At 72.0% G+C, this 17,999-nt stretch carries 17 protein-coding genes and 1 pseudogene; 8 read left to right on the forward strand and 10 right to left on the reverse strand.

Going from position 1 to position 17,999, the window contains the following annotated elements:
• Positions 1-71: 71 nt before the first annotated feature.
• The 5 genes from ACK8N7_RS19060 to ACK8N7_RS19080 form a co-directional block, all read right to left on the reverse strand.
• Complete coding sequence (locus ACK8N7_RS19060; RefSeq protein WP_500443359.1) at positions 72-1,199, reverse strand: NAD-dependent epimerase/dehydratase family protein; 1,128 nt, start codon at positions 1,197-1,199, stop codon at positions 72-74.
• Positions 1,200-1,364: 165 nt separating this feature from the next.
• Positions 1,365-1,973 (reverse strand): hypothetical protein, encoded by a 609-nt coding sequence (locus ACK8N7_RS19065; protein ID WP_403217560.1) that lies wholly within the window; start codon positions 1,971-1,973, stop codon positions 1,365-1,367.
• Complete coding sequence (locus ACK8N7_RS19070) at positions 1,970-3,256, reverse strand: MAB_1171c family putative transporter (RefSeq protein ID WP_500443362.1); 1,287 nt, start codon at positions 3,254-3,256, stop codon at positions 1,970-1,972. Before ACK8N7_RS19070 ends, ACK8N7_RS19065 begins: the two co-directional genes overlap by 4 nt.
• Positions 3,257-3,365: 109 nt before the next feature.
• The gene (locus tag ACK8N7_RS19075; RefSeq protein WP_403217558.1) at positions 3,366-3,953 is read right to left on the reverse strand and encodes a toxin; all 588 of its coding nucleotides are present in this window, start codon (positions 3,951-3,953) and stop codon (positions 3,366-3,368) included.
• 10 nt (positions 3,954-3,963) lie between these two features.
• A complete protein-coding gene (locus tag ACK8N7_RS19080) occupies positions 3,964-4,602 on the reverse strand; it encodes a hypothetical protein (RefSeq protein WP_500443364.1) in 639 nt (212 codons plus the stop codon).
• 414 nt (positions 4,603-5,016) lie between these two features.
• Here ACK8N7_RS19080 and ACK8N7_RS19085 point away from each other — a divergent pair, with 414 nt between their 5' ends.
• The 5 genes from ACK8N7_RS19085 (at position 5,017) to ACK8N7_RS19105 (ending at position 8,369) form a co-directional block, all read left to right on the forward strand.
• Complete coding sequence (locus tag ACK8N7_RS19085; RefSeq protein WP_403217556.1) at positions 5,017-5,343, forward strand: MerR family transcriptional regulator; 327 nt, start codon at positions 5,017-5,019, stop codon at positions 5,341-5,343.
• A 308-nt stretch (positions 5,344-5,651) separates the two neighbouring features.
• Complete coding sequence (locus tag ACK8N7_RS19090; protein WP_015609674.1) at positions 5,652-5,855, forward strand: cold-shock protein; 204 nt, start codon at positions 5,652-5,654, stop codon at positions 5,853-5,855.
• Positions 5,856-6,103: 248 nt separating this feature from the next.
• Positions 6,104-7,672 (forward strand): DEAD/DEAH box helicase, encoded by a 1,569-nt coding sequence (locus ACK8N7_RS19095; protein WP_403217555.1) that lies wholly within the window; start codon positions 6,104-6,106, stop codon positions 7,670-7,672.
• 87 nt (positions 7,673-7,759) lie between these two features.
• Positions 7,760-8,101, forward strand: coding sequence for an SCO5918 family protein (locus ACK8N7_RS19100; RefSeq protein ID WP_015609672.1), 342 nt, complete (start codon positions 7,760-7,762; stop codon positions 8,099-8,101).
• 64 nt (positions 8,102-8,165) lie between these two features.
• Positions 8,166-8,369 (forward strand): hypothetical protein, encoded by a 204-nt coding sequence (locus tag ACK8N7_RS19105; protein ID WP_500443366.1) that lies wholly within the window; start codon positions 8,166-8,168, stop codon positions 8,367-8,369.
• Positions 8,370-8,412: 43 nt separating this feature from the next.
• Here ACK8N7_RS19105 and ACK8N7_RS19110 read toward each other — a convergent pair whose 3' ends face one another.
• Together ACK8N7_RS19110 and ACK8N7_RS19115 are read right to left on the reverse strand one after the other, a co-directional pair.
• Positions 8,413-9,498, reverse strand: coding sequence for an acyltransferase family protein (locus ACK8N7_RS19110; protein ID WP_500443368.1), 1,086 nt, complete (start codon positions 9,496-9,498; stop codon positions 8,413-8,415).
• Between the two features lie 9 nt (positions 9,499-9,507).
• Entirely contained in the window at positions 9,508-11,820 is a 2,313-nt protein-coding gene (locus tag ACK8N7_RS19115; RefSeq protein ID WP_500443370.1) for an MMPL family transporter, read from the reverse strand.
• A gap of 328 nt (positions 11,821-12,148) precedes the next feature.
• Between ACK8N7_RS19115 and ACK8N7_RS19120 the strand changes: the two genes are divergently transcribed.
• Together ACK8N7_RS19120 and ACK8N7_RS19125 are read left to right on the forward strand one after the other, a co-directional pair.
• The gene (locus tag ACK8N7_RS19120) at positions 12,149-13,684 is read left to right on the forward strand and encodes an alpha/beta hydrolase (protein WP_500443372.1); all 1,536 of its coding nucleotides are present in this window, start codon (positions 12,149-12,151) and stop codon (positions 13,682-13,684) included.
• Positions 13,685-13,748: 64 nt separating this feature from the next.
• A pseudogene (locus ACK8N7_RS19125) lies at positions 13,749-14,712 on the forward strand (cation:proton antiporter).
• Positions 14,713-14,740: 28 nt separating this feature from the next.
• On the opposite strand, the gene ACK8N7_RS19130 reads toward ACK8N7_RS19125, so the two are convergent.
• Together ACK8N7_RS19130 and ACK8N7_RS19135 are read right to left on the reverse strand one after the other, a co-directional pair.
• Positions 14,741-15,169: a universal stress protein gene (locus tag ACK8N7_RS19130; protein ID WP_403217550.1), complete on the reverse strand. Its 429-nt coding sequence runs from the start codon at positions 15,167-15,169 to the stop codon at positions 14,741-14,743.
• A 1-nt stretch (position 15,170) separates the two neighbouring features.
• On the reverse strand, positions 15,171-16,673 hold the full coding sequence (locus ACK8N7_RS19135; RefSeq protein WP_403217549.1) for an APC family permease: 1,503 nt from the start codon (positions 16,671-16,673) through the stop codon (positions 15,171-15,173).
• A gap of 171 nt (positions 16,674-16,844) precedes the next feature.
• On the opposite strand from ACK8N7_RS19135, the gene ACK8N7_RS19140 reads away from it, so the two are divergent.
• Positions 16,845-17,615, forward strand: a complete 771-nt coding sequence (locus ACK8N7_RS19140) for a peptidoglycan recognition protein family protein (RefSeq protein WP_403217548.1) — start codon at positions 16,845-16,847, stop codon at positions 17,613-17,615.
• A gap of 15 nt (positions 17,616-17,630) precedes the next feature.
• Here the strand turns inward: ACK8N7_RS19140 and ACK8N7_RS19145 are convergent, their stop codons facing one another.
• Positions 17,631-17,996 (reverse strand): PH domain-containing protein, encoded by a 366-nt coding sequence (locus ACK8N7_RS19145; RefSeq protein WP_403217547.1) that lies wholly within the window; start codon positions 17,994-17,996, stop codon positions 17,631-17,633.
• Positions 17,997-17,999: the final 3 nt, after the last annotated feature.

A 17,999-nucleotide genomic window follows, 5' to 3' on the forward strand; every position in this document is an offset into this window, starting at 1 on the left:
AGCCCCGCAGCGCGAGCTTCACGGCGCCTCAGCCCGCAACGCCGAAGCCCTGTAGCCCCGCAGTCCGAGCTCTACGGCGCCTCAGCCCCCACGGGCTGGGGCGCCGCCCCTTCAGCCCGAGCTGCCCCCGTCCCCCGCAGCCCGGCCCGTGCGAACTCAGCCATCCCCTCCGCGAAGCCGACCCCCGGCCGCCACCCCAGTTCCTCGCGCAGCCGCCGCGAGTCCGCCGTGACATGGCGTACGTCGCCGAGGCGGTACTCCCCGGTCACCACCGGCTCCGGCCCGCCGTGCGCGGCGGCCAGCGCGGTGGCCATCTCGCCGATGGTGTGCGGCTCGCCGCTGCCCGTGTTGTACGCGGTGAAGGAGGCGGGCCGACGCTCCCGGACCGCCTCCAGGGCCACCGCGTTGGCCGCCGCGACATCGTGGACGTGGACGAAGTCGCGGCGCTGGCGCCCGTCCTCGTAGACCCGGGGCGGCTCCCCGCGCGCCAGGGCCGAGCGGAAGAACGAGGCGACCCCGGCGTACGGGGTGTCGCGCGGCATCCCCGGCCCGTACACGTTGTGGTAGCGCAGCGACACCGCCCGGCCCCCCGTGGCCCGCGCCCACGCGGCGGCCAGGTGCTCCTGGGCGAGCTTGGTGGCCGCGTACACGTTGCGCGGGTCGGCGGGCGCGTCCTCGGAGACCAGGCCCGGCTCCAACTCCGCGCCGCAGTGCGGGCAGTGGGGCTCGAAGCTCCCCGCCCGCAGCCCGGCCTCCGGGCGCGGGCCGGGGCGGACCGTGCCGTGGCGCGGGCAGTCGTAGCGGCCCTCTCCGTAGACGACCATCGACCCGGCCAGTACGAGATCCCGCACCCCGGCGGCGGCCATCTCCGCCAGCAGCACCGCCGTACCGAGGTCGTTGCACCCCACGTACAGCGGCGCGTCCGCGAAGTCCTTGCCCAGCCCCACCATCGCCGCCTGGTGGCAGACCGCGTCCACCCCGGCGAGCGCCCCCGCCACCGCCTCCCGGTCCCGGACATCCCCGACGACCAGCTGGGCCCCGACGACCAGCTGGGCCCCGGGGACCTCGGGGGCCGAGGAGCCGGGGTGCGCCGAGGGCAGCAGGGCATCCAGCACCACGCTCTCGTGCCCGGCCGCGGTGAGGGCGGCGACGACATGTGACCCGATGAACCCGGCTCCGCCGGTGACCAGTACGCGCATGGCGGCCACGCTAGGGGCCGGGCGGCCGCCGGGCGGTGCGCGGCGCACGCGTGTCACGGGACCGTAAGGTCCGCACGCCCGGCCACGCCCGGCCACGCCCGGCCACGCCCGCCCGGCGCCGGGCGCACGGGAGGCCGTACGAGAGGGCGCACAGCACGGGAACGCTCAGCCGAACGCGTACGCCACCGTCGTCGCCGCCCCCAGCGCCGCACCCGCCACGGTCTGGGCGACCGTGTGGTAGCCGAGGGCCACCCGCGACCAGCAGACGGCCAGGGTCAGCGCGTACGCGGCCAGCCACCACGGGGAGTGCACGACGGCGAGCAGGGCCACGACCGCCGAGGCCACCGCCGAGTCGACCGAGATCTTCCACACCGTGTTGACGGCCAGCAGCCCGATCGTCATCACCCAGAGCGCGAGCATCGCGACGAGGATGCCGTGCGGCGCGTTGCCGAGGACCATCACCACCGAACCGGCCCCGATCGAGCCGAGGATGACGAAGAAGATAGGGGCCCGCTTCGTACGGTCGACGACATGGCGGTCGCCCCAGGTGCCGCGCCCGCGCTCCCACTCGATGTACCCGGCCGGGACCAGCCCGGCGCAGAGCGCTCCGAGGAACCCCCAGAGCAGCCCGGTCCAGTCGCCCGAGGCGGCGAGCCCGATACCGAGCATCCCGGTCAGCAGGGCGTTGCGGGGCTGGAGTACGTCGGTGACCGTGCGCGCGACGGAGGTGCGGGTGGTGTCTTCGGTGGTGGCGGCCGTGGTGGTGCTGCTCACGAGGTCTGCTCCGTCCGCTCTGCGGTGGCCGTAACTGCGGTCGTACCCGTGGCTGCCGCGAGCACCTCACGGGCGCGCTCCACCGTGACCGTCCGGTACGCGGCGGCGACCAGCTCCAGCCGGGCCACCTCGCCGTCCTGGTCGGCGGCCTGCTGGGCCGTCACCTCGGCGGCGGGCCCGGCGGGGGCGCCGGAGTCCTTGGCCAGCAGGGCGGCCTTGATCCAGTACGCGTCACCGAGCGCCGCCACCCGGCGGGCATCGGCGGCGTCCCGGCCTGCGGCCTCCGCCGAGGCGGCGGCCAGCCCGTCGGGGACGTAGTGGCGCAGCTTCTCGGCCGCGTCCGCGATGTCGGCGGCCCAGCGGTCGATCCGCAGGTCGGCCGGGGCGTTGAACCGGGTCAGCTCCCGGGTGAGGGAGGCGGGCGGGTCGAAGGGCTGGTCGGGGAAGGACGCCATCAGCTCGTACCAGAGGGCGTGCAGCCGGACCTGGGCCCGCCACAGCCGCACCCGGCGCGCGCCGGTGCTGAAGGCGGGGACCGAGGCCCCGATGGCGAAGAACGCGAAGAGGACCAGCTGCGCCGCCTCGGTCACCTGGTCGAAGCGGAGGGCGAACGCCTCGCTCGGCTCGTCCACCACGCTGACCCAGAGGAACAGGGTCCGGCTGACGGTGTAGCCGACGCCGATGAACATCGCGAACGTCATCATCCCGAGCCCGATGCGCAGATGGCGCCGCCGGGCGTCGGCGGTGGCCAGCGCCCACTGGAACGCGCAGACGGCGGAGGCGGCGCCGAGGTAGAGGTAGAAGACGCTCATGTAGAGCGTGGCGCCCCACTCGCCCGCGTGGTCGGAGACGAAGCGGTCCGAGGGGACGGAGCGGTCGACCACGGTGAAGAACAGGGCGGTCAGCAGGATCAGCGTCGCCACCGAGGCCTTCGCCGCGACCTGCTGGACGAGCCGGGCGAACCGTACGTGGCGGGGAACGGTGCCCGCTTCGGGGTAGCTGCCGTAGATGGCGACGATGTAGCTGAGGATGGCCAGAATCGCCACTGTCGCGGTGTAGTGCTTGATGAGGACGGCGAGGTCGGTGACGGCACTGTTGTTGAGCCCGGTGCGCACCGCCTCGGTCTTCGTCCACAGGGCGACGGCGAATCCGGCGTAGCAGCCCCACAGGGCCCGCCGTCTGCGGTCCTCCTCATCTCCCCACAGGGCAGCGGGCATACGCCACAGGGCAACGGCTGTCATCAGGCCGGCTATCAGGTATCCGGCGAGATCGAGGGGGGTCACAGCGGTCTCGTCCTCGGGTGTCGGGTGGTCGGGCGCGGGGGGTGCTTGCGGTGATGGTGGTGGCGGCGGGGCGATGGCACGTGTCAGCCGTCGTTCCACCGGTGCCGTCTCACGCGTCGTCCGGCCGTCTCCGGGGGAACAGCCCGCGCCGGCGGTGGGCCACCGGGCGGGAGAGGGAGTCGGTCAGCCGCCCCACCATGTCATCGGTGGTGAGGTCCCGCGCCATCCGGGGGATGAGGGAGGCACCGAATTCGGCCATGCGTTCGTCGTGGGTGGCGTACTGCGCGCGGGCCTGCACGGTGGAGCCGCCGGAGGCGAAGGACTCGGCGGCCTCGGGGGAGATCATCCGGGCGATCAGCGAGGTGTCGAAGACCGGGAGCAGCGTGCGCAGTTGCTCCGCGTCGAGGGTCGTCCCGTGGTCGAACCACTCGTGGCAGAGCTCGTGCAGGATGACGTGCTCGGTCTGGTAAGCGGTCGGCCTGCGGCGGTAGAGGACGAGGCTGGTGGTGTCCGCCTTCAGGCGGAGCCCGCAGGCGGCGTTGACGCGGGCGAGCCGGTCCGGCATCTCGTGCAGCCGGATGGTGCGGCCGCGCGCCGCCTCCATGTTGGCGACCAGACCGGTCAGCGAGAACGGAGCCGGGATGGGCAGGTCGGCGAGCTGTGCCTCGCACTCTTTGCGCAGCTTCCGCAGGGACATGACAGCGACGCTACGCTTCCGGACCGTCCGGGCGGCGGTTCACGCCACCATCGGCCCCACGCTCCCTGCGCCGTGAGCTGTCCTGTGAGCTGTCCCGCGAGGCTTCCCGAGAGGTCTCCCGGGTCTCCCGCGACGTCTCCTCCGGGGTCTCCCGCGCGGCGTCCTCCAGGAGGGAGAGCGCGAACCGGAGCAGCTCCGGCGGGAGCCCGTCGTCGTCCAGCCCGCGGCCCGCCACCCCGCTGATCTCCCCGGTCCGCCGCTTGGCCAGGAACTGGAGCCCCGCGACGACGTCGTCGACGACCTCGGACTCCTCCTTGAAGAACCGCCAGTCCACACCGAACCCGAGCCCGAGGGCCTTGAGGATCTCCTCCGAGGGCTGGGTGACCTTGCCGGCGAGGATGTTGGAGAAGTAGCTGTGCGAGAGGGATCCGCCGCGCTCCCGCACCAGCTCCGCGAAGAACCGGCCCGAGATCTTCTGGCCGGGGAAGGTCTTCTCGACCATGTACTCGACTTTTTCCCGCAGCGAGTTCAGCTGGGGAGGACCGGCCGTCTCTGGTGGTTCGCTCCGTTCCGCACCGGGTTCGTCACCGTCGTCCATGGCCATCCGGGCCTCCACGCTCACCTCGGAGTCGGAACTGAGCTTGCGCAAACACTCTACGTCACTGTTAACTCGAAAAAACACGGGCAGGGGACCACGAGGGGAGTCCCTTGCCCGTGATGATCGAGGCGCCCGAATCGGTCCGGAACCGGGGCTGGGCAGGCCCGGAACCGGCGCCGGACAGGGGTGTAGCCCTTCACGACGGGGGATGCGTGAAGGGCTACGCGTGCATTATGGCCCCGCGGTCCGTCCGACGACAACTGACCAGTCGGTCAGTTCCAGTGGCGCGTCGGCCACCGCCCACCCGCCGGTGGCCGAAACCTGTTCCGGCCGCGATAGACATGACCTTCCCGGCCGATTAGGATTTCTTGTGCAGTCAGGTGAAGCAGCGGTACGCAGCAGAGGGGCACCCCGCAGGTGTACGGCGCCCCGGGCCCTCGGTCATGCGTGACAGAAGAGGTGCAGATGCCCCCGGAGACCCCCTCGCACGCCATCGATCGGCTCGACGACGACGACTACCCCGCCTACACGATGGGGCGCGCCGCCGAGATGATCGGGGCGACGCCGGGGTTCCTGCGGGCGATCGGTGAGGCCCGGCTGATCACGCCGCTGCGGTCCGAGGGCGGTCACCGCCGCTACTCCCGCTACCAGTTGCGCATCGCCGCCCGCGCCCGCGAGCTCGTCGACGCCGGCACGCCCGTCGAGGCCGCCTGCCGCATCGTCATCCTGGAGGACCAGCTCGAAGAGGCGCTCCGCCTCAACGAGGAGCTGCGGGGCCGCCCGGCCCGCTGACCACGGCCGGGAACATATCTGCATTCGCCAGCACAGAATTTCACGCAATGTGCGATGAGGCTTTTTCTACCGCCGTTTTGTTCCGCCATGCCGAGTGATATTTGGTTCATCCTCTCCCGGTGCTGCCGTGCTACTGTTGATCTCAGTTGCAGTTGTGGTTCCCAAAAACTTCAAGTGCATCAGCCGACTCGATGTCGGTAGATGCACTTTTGTATTTCCGGTTTTCCGGACGGGGTAATCATCGCGGCGACGTGGGGTCCGCACAGTGTGGGCCCGCGGGCACTGCCCCTCCCCTAAGGAGATATGACATGGCTACTGGCACCGTGAAGTGGTTCAACGCGGAAAAGGGCTTCGGCTTCATCGAGCAGGACGGCGGCGGCGCTGACGTCTTCGCCCACTACTCCAACATCGCCGCCTCCGGCTTCCGCGAGCTGCAGGAGGGCCAGAAGGTGAACTTCGACGTCACGCAGGGCCAGAAGGGCCCGCAGGCCGAGAACATCACCCCCGCCTGATCGCTCAGGTAGTACTGCGCAGCTGGGGCCCGCACCTTGGGGTGCGGGCCCCGGCTCGTTGTCGTTTCCGGGATCCGCCGAGCGCGCGTCCCCAGCCGAAGCCGCGTCCGGTGCACTGATTCCCGGCGGCCGGGTTTCGCTATTTTTTTGTCATTTCATCGGCTCGTTCTTGCGATTCTGGGTGCCGTTCACGGCCGCTTCCCGAAAAGGAATCCCTCGATACGTGCCCCATCGAGGAAAGGTTCTGCATGAACCGCGAACGCACGCCCCGCTCGAACGACCGATTCGCCCGCACCCGCTCCGGCGGCCCCTCCGGTGCCCGCTCCGGCGGCGCCCCCCGCTACTCCGGTGGCGGCGAGCGCCGTGCCGCCGGGTTCGGCGGCGGACCCAAGCGCTCCGGCGGCGGTGGCCGCCGCAGCTCCGCGCTGAAGGGCGAGTTCGCCCTGCCGGTGACCATCACCCCGGCCCTGCCCGCCGCCGAGACCTTCGGCGAGCTGGAGATGCCCGCCACGCTCAAGGCGGCGCTCGTCGCCGAGGGCATGACCGTCCCGTTCCCGATCCAGGCGGCCACCCTGCCGAACTCGCTGGCCGGCCGTGACGTCCTCGGCCGCGGCCGCACCGGCTCGGGCAAGACCCTCGCCTTCGGCCTGGCGCTGCTGGCCCGTACCGAGGGCCGCCGCGCCGACGCCAAGCGCCCGCTCGCCCTGGTGCTCGTCCCCACCCGGGAGCTGGCGCAGCAGGTCACCGACGCGCTCACCCCGTACGCCCGCTCGCTCAAGCTCCGTATCGCCACCGTCGTGGGCGGCATGTCCATCGGCCGGCAGGCCAGTGCGCTGCGCGGCGGCGCCGAAGTCGTCGTCGCCACCCCGGGCCGGCTCAAGGACCTCATCGAGCGCGGCGACTGCCGGCTGGACCGGGTCACCATCACCGTCCTCGACGAGGCCGACCAGATGGCCGACATGGGCTTCATGCCGCAGGTCACCGAGCTGCTCGACCAGGTGAACCCGGAGGGGCAGCGGATGCTCTTCTCGGCGACGCTCGACCGCAACGTCGACCTGCTCGTCAAGCGCTACCTGCACGACCCGGTCGTCCACTCCGTCGACCCGGCCGCCGGTGCCGTCACGACGATGGAGCACCACGTGCTCTACGTCCAGGGCGCCGACAAGTACGCCACCACCACGGAGATCGCCGCCCGCGACGGGCGCGTGATCATGTTCCTGGACACCAAGCACGCGGTGGACAAGCTCACCGACCACCTGCTGCACAGCGGGGTCCGGGCGGCCGCGCTGCACGGCGGCAAGTCCCAGCCCCAGCGCACCCGCACCCTGGAGCGGTTCAAGACCGGGCACGTCACGGTCCTCGTCGCCACGAACGTCGCGGCCCGCGGCATCCACGTGGACAACCTGGACCTCGTCGTCAACGTCGACCCGCCCAGCGACCACAAGGACTACCTGCACCGCGGCGGCCGTACCGCCCGTGCCGGGGAGTCCGGCAGCGTCGTCACCCTGGTGCTGCCCAACCAGCGCCGCGAGATGACCCGGCTGATGGCCGACGCCGGGATCACCCCGCAGATCGCCCAGGTCCGCTCCGGCGAGGCCGAGCTGAGCCGGATCACCGGAGCACAGACGCCCTCGGGCGTCCCGGTGGTCATCACCTCCCCGCCCAAGGAGCGTTCCGGCCGCAGCGCCGGCGGCGCGTTCATGGGCCGCGGCACCAAGCGCGGCGGCGGGGCCCCGGCCCGTGGCCGCCGTCCGGGTGTCCCGACGCCGGAGGCGCGTGCGGCCGCCGCGCTGCGCCGGTCCAACCGCGCCGCGTAGGGCGCGCGGGGCGGCGGTCCGCCGCCGCCCTCCCCGTACGGCTCCGCCGTGCGGCCTCCCGAGCCACTCGACCCCTGTTGAGGACCCATGCGCTGTGTCATCGCCCGCTTCCCCTTCGATCTGTTCAAGAACGAGGTGGAGGACTCGATGAAGGGCATCAAGCCCGAACCCGTCACCGGTGACGCCGTGGTCATCAGCCGCCGCGTCTACCCGGTCAAGCAGGTCGGCGAGGTGATCACCCGGCAGGACCGGCGTGACTTCTCCTCCGCCGAGGTCGTCCGGGCGCTCTCCAAGCTCGGCTTCACCTGCCGTACCGCGGAGACGGCCGTGGCCCCGGCCGCCGCTGCCGCGCGCACCCCGCTGGAGACCGCCTCCGCGCTGCTGGGTACCCCGGCAGCCGCAGAGGAGCGCTCAGGCGACTCTCTGTAACAAGTGGCCGGACGCCCGGCGTCGGTGCCCGTCGCGGCGCCCGGCCCGGGCGAAGATCCACAGCATGAAGAGGAAGCTCACCGCGTTAGGTGTGACGGTGGTGGCGGCTGTGCTGCCCGCCGCCGCCGCTCACGCCGACGAGACGCACACGGATGCCCACAACGGCCCGCAGGTGGCCCTGGTCGCGACGGGCCAGATCGACGATCCGCTGGAGGACGTCCTGGAGCACGTCACGGTCATCGGCCGGACCGTCATCCTGGATCACTGACCCGCTCCGCTGCCCGGCTCTTCGCCGCCCGCCCCTCGACCCGTCAAGGTGTCCGAGCGGCCGGCGGCTTCTGCTTTGCCCACTCCAGGCGGGGCTCCAGCAGCGGGCGCAGCAGGCTCCGTACGTACGGGGTGCACAGCAGGGTCACCACGACCGCCGCGCCCACGGTGACGGTGACCGTGCCCAGCGTGGTGTCGAAGAACGGCCGCTCGTAGAAGCCCCCGTAGCGCAGGCCCCGGATGACGAAGCCGTGCAGCAGGTACCCGTACAGCGTGCACTTGCCGAGCGCCGTCATCCAGCTGTGGCCCTTGGGCACCCAGGCCAGGAAGCACGCGCCGAGCACGACGGCCGCCACGAACAGCAGGAGCGTCGCCGTCGGGCCGGTCCACTCGGCGCTCTCCATCTCCAGGGTGCTGTTCTTCCGGAAGAACCAGGAGGTCGAGGTCCGGGGCACCAGCCAGTACGCCACCAACAGCCCGAGCGCCAAGACCGGTACGGAGACGACGCGTACCCACGTACGCCGTACGAAGGCGAAGTGCTGCGGGCCCATCCGCAGGCCCAGCACGTAGAACGGCAGGAACTGCAGGGTGCGCTGGACCGGCAGGGCCCCGTCGGCGGCCGGTGAGACGGTCGCCACGGCGGCGATGGCGAGGGCGACCAGCACCGGGGCGCGGACCGTCTGCCAGACCGGGGTGGAGAGCCGCCAGAAGAAGAGGGCGGGTAGGAACCACAGCAGCCAGTAGGGGGAGAGCAGGGACAGGTGGTAGTCCGGGTCCTCCACGAGCCGCTGGAAGACCGTGTAGAGGACCTCGAAGATGAGGTACGGCACCAGCAGGCTGGTGATCAGCTTCCACACCCGGTCCGGCCGCAGCTCGAAGCCGCGGGAGAAGTAGCCCGCGATCAGGATGAACACCGGCATGTGGAAGGTGTAGATCAGGGTGTACGCGGCTTCCACCAGCCGACCGCTGGGCAGCGGCTCCCACGCGTGTCCGATCGCCACCAGCACGATCGCCAGGTACTTCGCGTTGTCGAAGAAGTGGTCCCGGCCGGCGGCAGTCGGCTTGCCGGTCTCCGGGACGGCGGCAGCCGCTGTGGGATGCGGCTGCTCGGAGGTGAGGGGGGAGGGCATCCTGACACCCTAGGGGGCGGAGGCGTTCCTTCCACCAGTTGTGTCCTCCGTCACTTCCGCCGGAGGCTTTCCGGACTGCTGCGCGCCTCCCTCGGCGTCCAGGTGCGGCAGGATCCGGTCCAGCGGGCGCGGGATCCACCAGGCGGCCCGGCCCAGCAGGGTCATCACCGCCGGGACCAGCAGCAGACGTACGACGGTGGCGTCGATGAGCACGCTGGCGGCCAGCCCGAGGCCCAGCATCTTCACCACGATGTTGTCGCTGATCACGAAGGCGGCGAAGACGCTCACCATGATCAGTGCCGCGCAGGTGATGACCCGGGCGGTGATCTCCAGTGCGTGCGCCACGCTCGCCCGCGCGTCGCCGGTGCGCAGCCAGGCCTCGTGGATGCGGGAGAGCAGGAAGATCTCGTAGTCCATGCTCAGCCCGAAGACGATGGCGAACATCATCATCGGGACGTAGCTCTCGATCGGGACCTTCCCCGACACGCCCAGTGCCGGGCCGCCCCAGCCCCACTGGAAGACCGCCACCACGACCCCGTACGAGGCGGCGATCGACAGGACGTTGAGCACGGCGGCCTTCACCGCGACGAGCAGCCCCCGGAAGACGGCCAGGATCACCAGGAAGGCCAGGGCCACGACGACCGCGATGATCAGCGGCAGCCGGCTGGAGACGATGTCCAGGAAGTCGACCTGGGCGGCGGTCGTGCCGGTGACGTACGTGCTGGCGTCGGTGCCGGAGACGGCCTGCGGCAGGACGTCGTCGGTGAGGTGGTTCGTCAGGGAGGTGGTCCGCTCGTTCTGCGGGGCGGCCACCGAGTAGGCGGTGGCGGTCAGCACGTCGCCGTCCGATGTGGCGGTCAGCGGGGTGATCACGGCCGCGTCCGGGATGTTCGTCAGTGCCTTCTGCGCCTGGTCGGCGAGGGCGGAACGGTCGGACGAAGGCACCTCGCTCTGGTCGATGACCAGGGTCAGGGGGCCGTTGGAGCCGGGGCCGAAGGCGCTGGACATCAGGTCGAAGGCGCGCCGGTCGGTGAACGACTTCGGGTCGGCGCCGTCGCCGATGTGACCCAGCTGGATGAAGAAGACCGGGAAGGACAGGACGGCCAGCAGCACCACTCCGCCGGCCAGGAACCACCACGGCCGCCGCTCCACCCGCTGCGCGTACCGGTGCCAGCCGCCGGCCTCCGCGCTCTCCGTCGCCGGTACGGTCTCGGCCACCGGTTTCCGCACGTGCATCCGGTCGATGCGGCGGCCGATGAGACCGAGGACCGCCGGTACGAGCGTGAGGGCGCCGATCACCGCGGTGACGACGGTGACCGCCGCGGCCAGGCCCAGCTTGCCGATGAACCCGATCCCGGAGACCCACAGCCCCGACAGCGCGATGATCACCGTGCAGCCGGAGAGCAGCACCGCGTGGCCGCTGGTGGCGGCGGCGTTCCCGGCGGCGGTCACCGGGTCCTGGCCGTCGACCAGGTTCTGCCGGTGCCGGGTGACCAGGAAGAGGGCGTAGTCGATGCCGACGCCGATACCGATCATCGTGGCGAGCGTCGGGGAGACGGTCGCGAAGGTCGCGGCGGCGGCCAGCAGCCCGAGGAGCGCGAGCCCGCACAGCGCGCAGACCAGGGCCGTGACCAGCGGCAGCACGGCGGCGAGGAGACTGCCGAAGCCGATGAGCAGGACCACGATCGCCACCCCGAAGCCGATCGCCTCGCTGGTGCGGTCGCTCGGTTCGGGCCGGGCCAGTTCGCCGAGCGGACCGCCGTACTCCACCGCCACCCCGGCCGAGCGCAGCGGCTGCACCGCCGCGTCGACCCCGTCGAGGTAGGACGGGTCCAGGGTGGAGGGCTGCACGCTGAAGCGGACGGTGATGTAGGCGGTCTTCTGGTCGGTGGAGAGCGGCCCGGTGTTCGGGTCGGGCGGCGGGGGCGGGGTGGAACCGGACGGCGGCAGCGGGTTCTGCGCGGAGAGCACGTCGGGCAGCTTCTGGAGGTCGGCGACGGCCGTGGCGACCTGGTCGGAGACCGAGGTGAGCGGCTTGTCGGCGTCGTGCAGCACCACTTGGGCGCTGTAGCCGCCCGCCTGTGGTGCGTGCGCCTTCAGGACGTCGAGGCCGTCCTGCGACTGGGTGCCGGGGAGCGAGAAGTCGTCGGAGTAGTCGCCGCCGTAGGCGTGCTGGAGGACCTGGAGCCCGGCGAGCGCGGCCACCCACAGCACGAGGACGGTCACGAAGTGCCGGGCGCACCATTCGCCGGTGCGGCGCAGCGCTCCCGGGCGGCGGCGCGGGGCGGCCTCCCGGCCGGCGCGGGCCTGTGACGACTGCATGCGGCTCCTGTCCTGTCCTGCCCCGCTTCCGGGAGGGCGCTCCTCTTTCGGGAGACGCCCCGTTTTCGGGAGGTGCCTCGGCTCCGGGAGGCGCCCTGCTTCCGGGAGGCGCCCTGCTTCCGGGAGGCGCCCTGCCTCCGGGAAGGTGCCCGGCTCCTGTCGGACGCCTCGGACTTCGCATTCAACGGCTCCCGTCGCCACCCGGCACCCCGGCGCGGGAGAACGGGTGACGGGTGCGTCCCGCAGGGCGGGTCCGGGGGGTGGCCCCACCTTTCGTTCACCGGCCTTCCGGATGGGCAGCCGTGGCCGGGTCAACCAGGCTTGTCACATGAAGAATTGGACCCGCAAGGCGCTCCTGCGCACCCTTTCCGCGACCGCCGTGGCCGGCACGCTGGCCGCCGCCGTGACGCCTGCCGCCGTGTCGTCCGTCGCGCACGGCCGCCCGGCGGGGCCCGCCGCGGCCTCGCTCGCCTGGCACCCCTGCGAGCCGCCCGGCGGGGTGCCGGTCCCGGTCGGGCAGGAGTGCGCCGAGCTGCGGGTTCCGCTGGACTACGGCGACCCCGGCGGCCGGACGGTCGCGGTGGGCGTCACCCGGCTGCGTACCGACCGGCCGGACGCCCGGCGCGGCACGCTGTTCGTGATCCCCGGCGGGCCCGGCTCCTCCGGGGTGCAGCGCCTGGCGCAGAAGGGCGAGGCGCTGCGGGCGGCAACCGCGGGGGCATACGACCTGGTCAGCCTGGACCCGCGCGGGGTCGGCTCCTCCACCCGGGCGAGCTGCCGGATCCCCGAGGCCGACCGGCACCTGATGACGCTGCGGTCCTGGCCCGCACCGGACGGCTCGATCGCCGCCAACACCGAGCGCTCCCGCCGCACCGCCGAGCTCTGCGCCCGCAACGGCGGCCCGGTGCTGCGCTCCTTCACCACGGGGAACGAGGTCCGTGACCTCGACCGGCTGCGCGGCGCGCTGGGCGAGCGGAAGGTGTCCATCTGGGGCTCTTCGTACGGGAGTTATGTCGGCGCCGTCTATGCGCAGGAGCACCCCGGACGCGTCGACCGCCTGGTCCTGGACAGCACCGGCGACCCGGACCCGGGCCGGGTCGCGTACGGCTGGCTGGCGAACATGGCGCCCGGTGCCGCCGAGCGCTTCCCCGACTTCGCGGCGTGGGCGGCGGACCCGGCCCGGGAGGCGGAGGGGCTGCGGCTGGCCCGCCGCCCCGGCGACGTACAGCCGCTGTTCCTCTCCCTGGCGCGGGAGTTGGACCGGAACCCGAAGGCGTCGGACGTGCCGGGTACCCCGCTCACCGGGAACATGCTGCGGCAGGCGCTCCAGAGCGCGCTGTACAGCGACGCCGCGTTCGCCCCGATGGCCCGGCTGGTGAAGGCCGCTCAGGAGCCGCAGGGCCGCCCGTCGCTGACCCCGGACCTCGCGCGGCCGATTCCGGACGAGGACGCGTCGCTGATGGTCGCTGCGATCTGCAACGACGTGCGCTGGCCGGGGCCGGCCACCGGGTACGCCCGCCGGGTCGCCGCCGACCGGGCGCGCCACCCGCTGACGGCCGGGATGCCCGCCAACATCACGCCGTGCGCCTTCTGGACCCACGGCCAGGAGCCGCGGCCCACCCGGATAACCGACGAGGGCCCGTCGAATGTCCTGATGATCCAGAGCCTGCGCGACCCCTCCACCCCGTACGCCGGGGCCCTCAAGATGCGGTCGGCGCTCGGTGAGCGGGCCAGGATGGTCACCGTCGGGCAGGGCGGGCACGGGATGTATCTGGGCAACGGCAACGCCTGCGGGGACCGGATGGTCAGCGACTTCCTGGTGACCGGGAAGCGGCCCGCCCGGGACACCCACTGCCCGAACTGACCGGGTACCACCGGCGGGGTGTCATAGCGGCTGATTCCGGGGCGTTCCTTGCTATACGCGAGCGATGGAGCACCCCGGGACCCTCGTCCTGATCATGGCCCTGGCGGTTCTCGCCCCGCTGCTCGGTTACGCGACCGGGCGGTGGCTCTCCGTCCCCGTCGTCATCTTCGAGATCGTGCTCGGCATCCTGGTGGGGCCCGATGTGCTCGGCTGGGCCCACCACGACCAGGTCATCGACACCCTGTCCGACCTCGGCCTCTCGATGCTGATCTTCCTGGCGGGGTACGAGATCCGGTTCGCCGAGGTCCGTGGCTCCACCCTGCGCCGGGCCGGCGGCGCCTGGATCCTCTCGTTCGCCGCCGGGCTCGGTGTCGCCCTGCTGCTCAGCGGCGCGGACGTGGCGAAGAGCCTGGTGATCGGCACCGCGCTCACCAGTACGGCGCTGGGCGCGGTGCTGCCGATCCTGCGGGACTCGGGGCGGCTGGAGGGGCGGTTCGGGTCGGTGGTGCCGGCGTTCGGGGCGGTCGGCGAGTTCGGGCCGATCATCGCGATGGCCCTGCTGTTCAGCGGCCGCAGCCCCGGGGCGGCGAGCGCGGTGCTGGCGGTGTTCGCCGTCGTCACGGCGGGCGCGGTGTTCTGGGCGATGCGGCCGAGGCCCCCGTGGTTCGCCCGGATCATCGCCATGACCCTGCACAGCAGCGGGGCTCCTGCCCGTCTTCCTGCTGCTGTTCCTGCTGGTGCGGGGCGTACCGGCGTACCTCCTGGCCCCGCGTGACCTGACCGGGCGCGCTCCACGGACCGCGCTCGCGCTGTTCGCGTCGACCTGTCTGCCCCTGGTGGTCGCGATCACGGCGATCGGCCTGGACGAGAAGGTGATCGGTGCGGGCGAGGCCGCCGCGCTGGTCGCCGCCGCGATGGTGTCGGTGCTGACGTTCCCCCTGCTGGCCTTCCGGCTGCTGGGGAGGGAGGCGGGCGGTAAGGGGGCGGGCGCCCCGGACCGTGCGGCGGAGAGCGGGGAGGCGTGGTGAGGTCCCGCGCCTTCTGGGGCCCGGCCGTCTAAGGCGTGCCGTCCTCCGTCGGTACACACAGGACCGGGATCGGGGACATGTGCAGCAGCTTGTGCGGGGTCGAGCCGAGCAGGGCCCCGCGCATCGGGCTCTCGCCCCAGGTGCCGACCACGATGACCCGGGCGCCATGCCGCCCGGCGGCCTCCAGGAGGGCCTGTGCGGGGCTCTCGTCCAGCACCTCCACACTCGCCGGTACGCCTGCCTCCTCGGCGGCCGTGAGCGCGTGCTCCAGGCCGGTGCGGCCGGCCTGCCGGATCGCGTCGTAGTGGCTGCGGTACTCGGCCCCGTCGCGCAGGCCCGGGGCGGCGGCGCCGTAGACGAGGACCAGCTCCTCGCCGTACGCCGCCGCCACCTCGATCGCGATGCGCAGGGCGCGGGCGGCGCCGGGGGACTCGTCGTAACCGAGGACGACCGACATCTCAGCGCTCCTTCCGGGCGGGGGCGTGCACCAGCTCCGGGTCGGCGACCGAGGGCCGCTCCTGCCAGAACACCGCGTCGCGCAGCCGCCACAGCACCATCAGGACCACGCCGACCAGGGAGATCACGATGCCGATGACGAGCGGTGGGCCGAGCCCGAACCACGAGGTGCCGCTGTAGGAGTTGGCCGGGTCGGACATGTCGATGACCGACCGCACCAGCAGCCAGGCCAGCAGCCCGGCGCCGACCACCGGGCCGAGGCCGATGAGGAGGAAGTTGCGCACGCTCTCGGTCAGATGGCGCCGGTAGTAGACCGCGCAGGCCACCCCGGTGAGCGCGTAGTAGAAGGCGATCAGCAGGGAGAGCGCGGTGAGTGAGTCGAAGAGGGCGTTGGTGGAGATCTGGTTGACGACCAGGTACCAGGCGATGGCGATCCCGGCGACCCACCACGTGCTGACGTCGGGGGTGCGGAACCGGGGGCTGATGTGCCCGAAGTGCTTGGGCAGCGCCTGGCGGCGGGCCATCGACAGGGCGGTCCGGGACGCCGGGATGATCGTGGTCTGGGTGGAGGCGATCGCGGAGGTGGCGACGGCGAGCAGCAGGATCCAGTCCCAGCCGCCCAGCACGTCCCCGGCGAGCTGGGCGAAGATGAACTCCTCCTCGCCCGCGTTCTCGGCCAGGAACGCCGTCCCCGCGAAGGCGACGACCGCGATGGCGACCGACAGGTAGGTCACCAGGAGCACCACCGTGGACCACAGGCCCGCCCGGCCCGGGGCGCTCGCCGAGTCCTCGGTCTCCTCGGTGAGGTTGACCGCCGACTCCCAGCCCCAGTAGATGAACACCCCGAGCAGCAGCCCGCCGGTCAGTGCGGCGTCACCGGCGCCGAACGGGTCCAGCCAGCTGAAGGAGGGTTCGATCGAGTCGAAGCCGGTCGTGCCCGCGTACACCCGGTAGAGCGCCACCACGACGAAGACCAGCAGGAACGCGATCTGGAGGAGGATCAGCACGTTCTGCACCTTGGCGGACAGCTCGGTGCCGATCACGCAGAGCGCGGTCATCACGATGATCAGGAGGACGGTGAGCGGCTGGCGTACGAAGTCGTTCTCGACCCAGCCGTCCAGACCCACCGCCAGCAGCGTGAAGCTCACCGCCACATCGGCCAGCGAGCCGATCACCAGGACGCCGGTCATGGTGATCGCCCAGCCGCCGAGCCACCCCGCCCATGGGCCCATCGCCCGGGTCACCCAGGAGAACGTCGTGCCGCAGTCCTGGTCGACCTTGTTGAGGTAGTAGAACGCCGAGGCGATCAGCAGCATCGGGACGAAGGAGGCGAACATGACGCCCGGGGAGTAGATCCCCACCAGGGCGACGATCGGGCCGATCACGGCGGCCAGCGAGTAGGCCGGGGAGGTCGCGTTGAGGCCGATGACGAGGGCGTCGACGAACCCGATGGCGTTCGGCTTGAGGCTGACCGCCGGTTCGTCCTGCTCACGGTCGTGGGCCATGGTTCCTCGATCCGGGCGGGCTCCCCCGCAGGGCGCGGCGGATGATCCGGATCTCATCGTATGAACACGCGTCCCGGTGCGCATTCCGGACGAAAAGCCCCCACCGGGCAGGGGTCACCCGAACGGCCCGCCCCCCTGCGAAGGACGAGGTCAGGGCGCAGGGTGGACTCCATGTGGTCCCGCCGAATCGTCCTGGGCACCCTGCTGCTGCTCCTGGTCCTCCTGGTGTTCCAGGACGGCCCGGCGCCCGACGGGCAGCGGCGTGAACTGGCCACAGGGCCGAGGCCGCCGCGCGGGCTGCCGCAGCCCGCCGTCGTGGGCCGCCAGGAGTGGCGGGCCGACGAGGGCCTGGTCCGGGAGCGCCCGCAGTACACGGGTGCGGCGAAGGCGGTCTTCATCCACCACACCGGCAACCCCAACGGCTACGACTGCGCGGACGCCCCCGAGCTGATCCGGGCGGTCCAGGCCGACCATGTGGAGAAGGACGGCTGGGACGACATCGGCTACAACTTCCTCGTCGACCGCTGCGGCACCATCTACGAGGGCCGGGCGGGCGGCGTCGGACGGTCGGTGCTCGGCGCCCACACCAAGGGGTTCAACGCGGACACGGTCGGCATCGCGGCGATCGGCACCTTCGGCGAGGGGACCGAGGTGCCGAAGCCGATGATGGACGCGCTGGTGGAGCTCGCCGCCTGGAAGCTGCGGCCCGGCGTCGACCCGCTCGCCACCGTCGAGCTGGTCTCGTCGAACGCCGAGAGCCGCTTCGACGAGGGCCAGGTGGCCCGGCTGAACGTCATCTCGGGCCACCGCGACAGCTATGAGACCCGCTGCCCGGGCGATGTGCTGTACGGGCTGCTGCCCGAGCTGCGGGAGCGCGTGGCCCGGCTGCGCGCCTCCGCCCCGGGGCACGCGGCGAACTCGCGGCTGCGCCCGTATTTCTGAACCACCGTTGCCGGGCTACCGCGCCACGAACTGCGTCAGTATCGCCTGCACCTCGTAGATGTCGACGCCCTTCGTGAACGTCTTCTGGAGCGGGGTGGGGCTGCCCGAGATCCAGATCTTCAGCTCCGCGTCCAGGTCGAACGTGCCGGCCGTCTCCACCGAGAAGTGCGTGATGCTGCGGTACGGCACGGAGTGGTACTCGGTCTTCTTGCCGGTGATGCCCTGCTTGTCGACGAGGATCAGCCGGCGGTCCGTGAACAGGATCGTGTCGCGGATCAGCAGGAACGCGGCGTGCACCTGCTCGCCCTGGCCGAGGAGCCGTTCGTAGTCCTGCTGGGCGGTGGCCGGGTTGATCGTGTGCGCGTTGCCGAACAGTGCCATGGA

The sequence above is a fragment of the Streptomyces griseobrunneus genome (assembly GCF_046713465.1).
Classification (GTDB): Bacteria; Actinomycetota; Actinomycetes; order Streptomycetales; family Streptomycetaceae; genus Streptomyces; species Streptomyces microflavus.

Coding starts and splice junctions, on each gene's coding strand:
- ACK8N7_RS19095 (WP_403217555.1), top strand. CDS start 6,104: ATGAACCGCGAACGCACGCCCCGCTCGAACGACCGATTCGCCCGCACC.
- ACK8N7_RS19130 (WP_403217550.1), bottom strand. CDS start 15,169: ATGTCGGTCGTCCTCGGTTACGACGAGTCCCCCGGCGCCGCCCGCGCC.
- ACK8N7_RS19120 (WP_500443372.1), top strand. CDS start 12,149: ATGAAGAATTGGACCCGCAAGGCGCTCCTGCGCACCCTTTCCGCGACC.
- ACK8N7_RS19075 (WP_403217558.1), bottom strand. CDS start 3,953: ATGTCCCTGCGGAAGCTGCGCAAAGAGTGCGAGGCACAGCTCGCCGAC.
- ACK8N7_RS19090 (WP_015609674.1), top strand. CDS start 5,652: ATGGCTACTGGCACCGTGAAGTGGTTCAACGCGGAAAAGGGCTTCGGC.
- ACK8N7_RS19145 (WP_403217547.1), bottom strand. CDS start 17,996: ATGGCACTGTTCGGCAACGCGCACACGATCAACCCGGCCACCGCCCAG.
- ACK8N7_RS19135 (WP_403217549.1), bottom strand. CDS start 16,673: ATGGCCCACGACCGTGAGCAGGACGAACCGGCGGTCAGCCTCAAGCCG.
- ACK8N7_RS19105 (WP_500443366.1), top strand. CDS start 8,166: ATGAAGAGGAAGCTCACCGCGTTAGGTGTGACGGTGGTGGCGGCTGTG.
- ACK8N7_RS19100 (WP_015609672.1), top strand. CDS start 7,760: ATGCGCTGTGTCATCGCCCGCTTCCCCTTCGATCTGTTCAAGAACGAG.
- ACK8N7_RS19110 (WP_500443368.1), bottom strand. CDS start 9,498: ATGCCCTCCCCCCTCACCTCCGAGCAGCCGCATCCCACAGCGGCTGCC.
- ACK8N7_RS19060 (WP_500443359.1), bottom strand. CDS start 1,199: ATGCGCGTACTGGTCACCGGCGGAGCCGGGTTCATCGGGTCACATGTC.
- ACK8N7_RS19140 (WP_403217548.1), top strand. CDS start 16,845: ATGTGGTCCCGCCGAATCGTCCTGGGCACCCTGCTGCTGCTCCTGGTC.
- ACK8N7_RS19085 (WP_403217556.1), top strand. CDS start 5,017: ATGCCCCCGGAGACCCCCTCGCACGCCATCGATCGGCTCGACGACGAC.
- ACK8N7_RS19115 (WP_500443370.1), bottom strand. CDS start 11,820: ATGCAGTCGTCACAGGCCCGCGCCGGCCGGGAGGCCGCCCCGCGCCGC.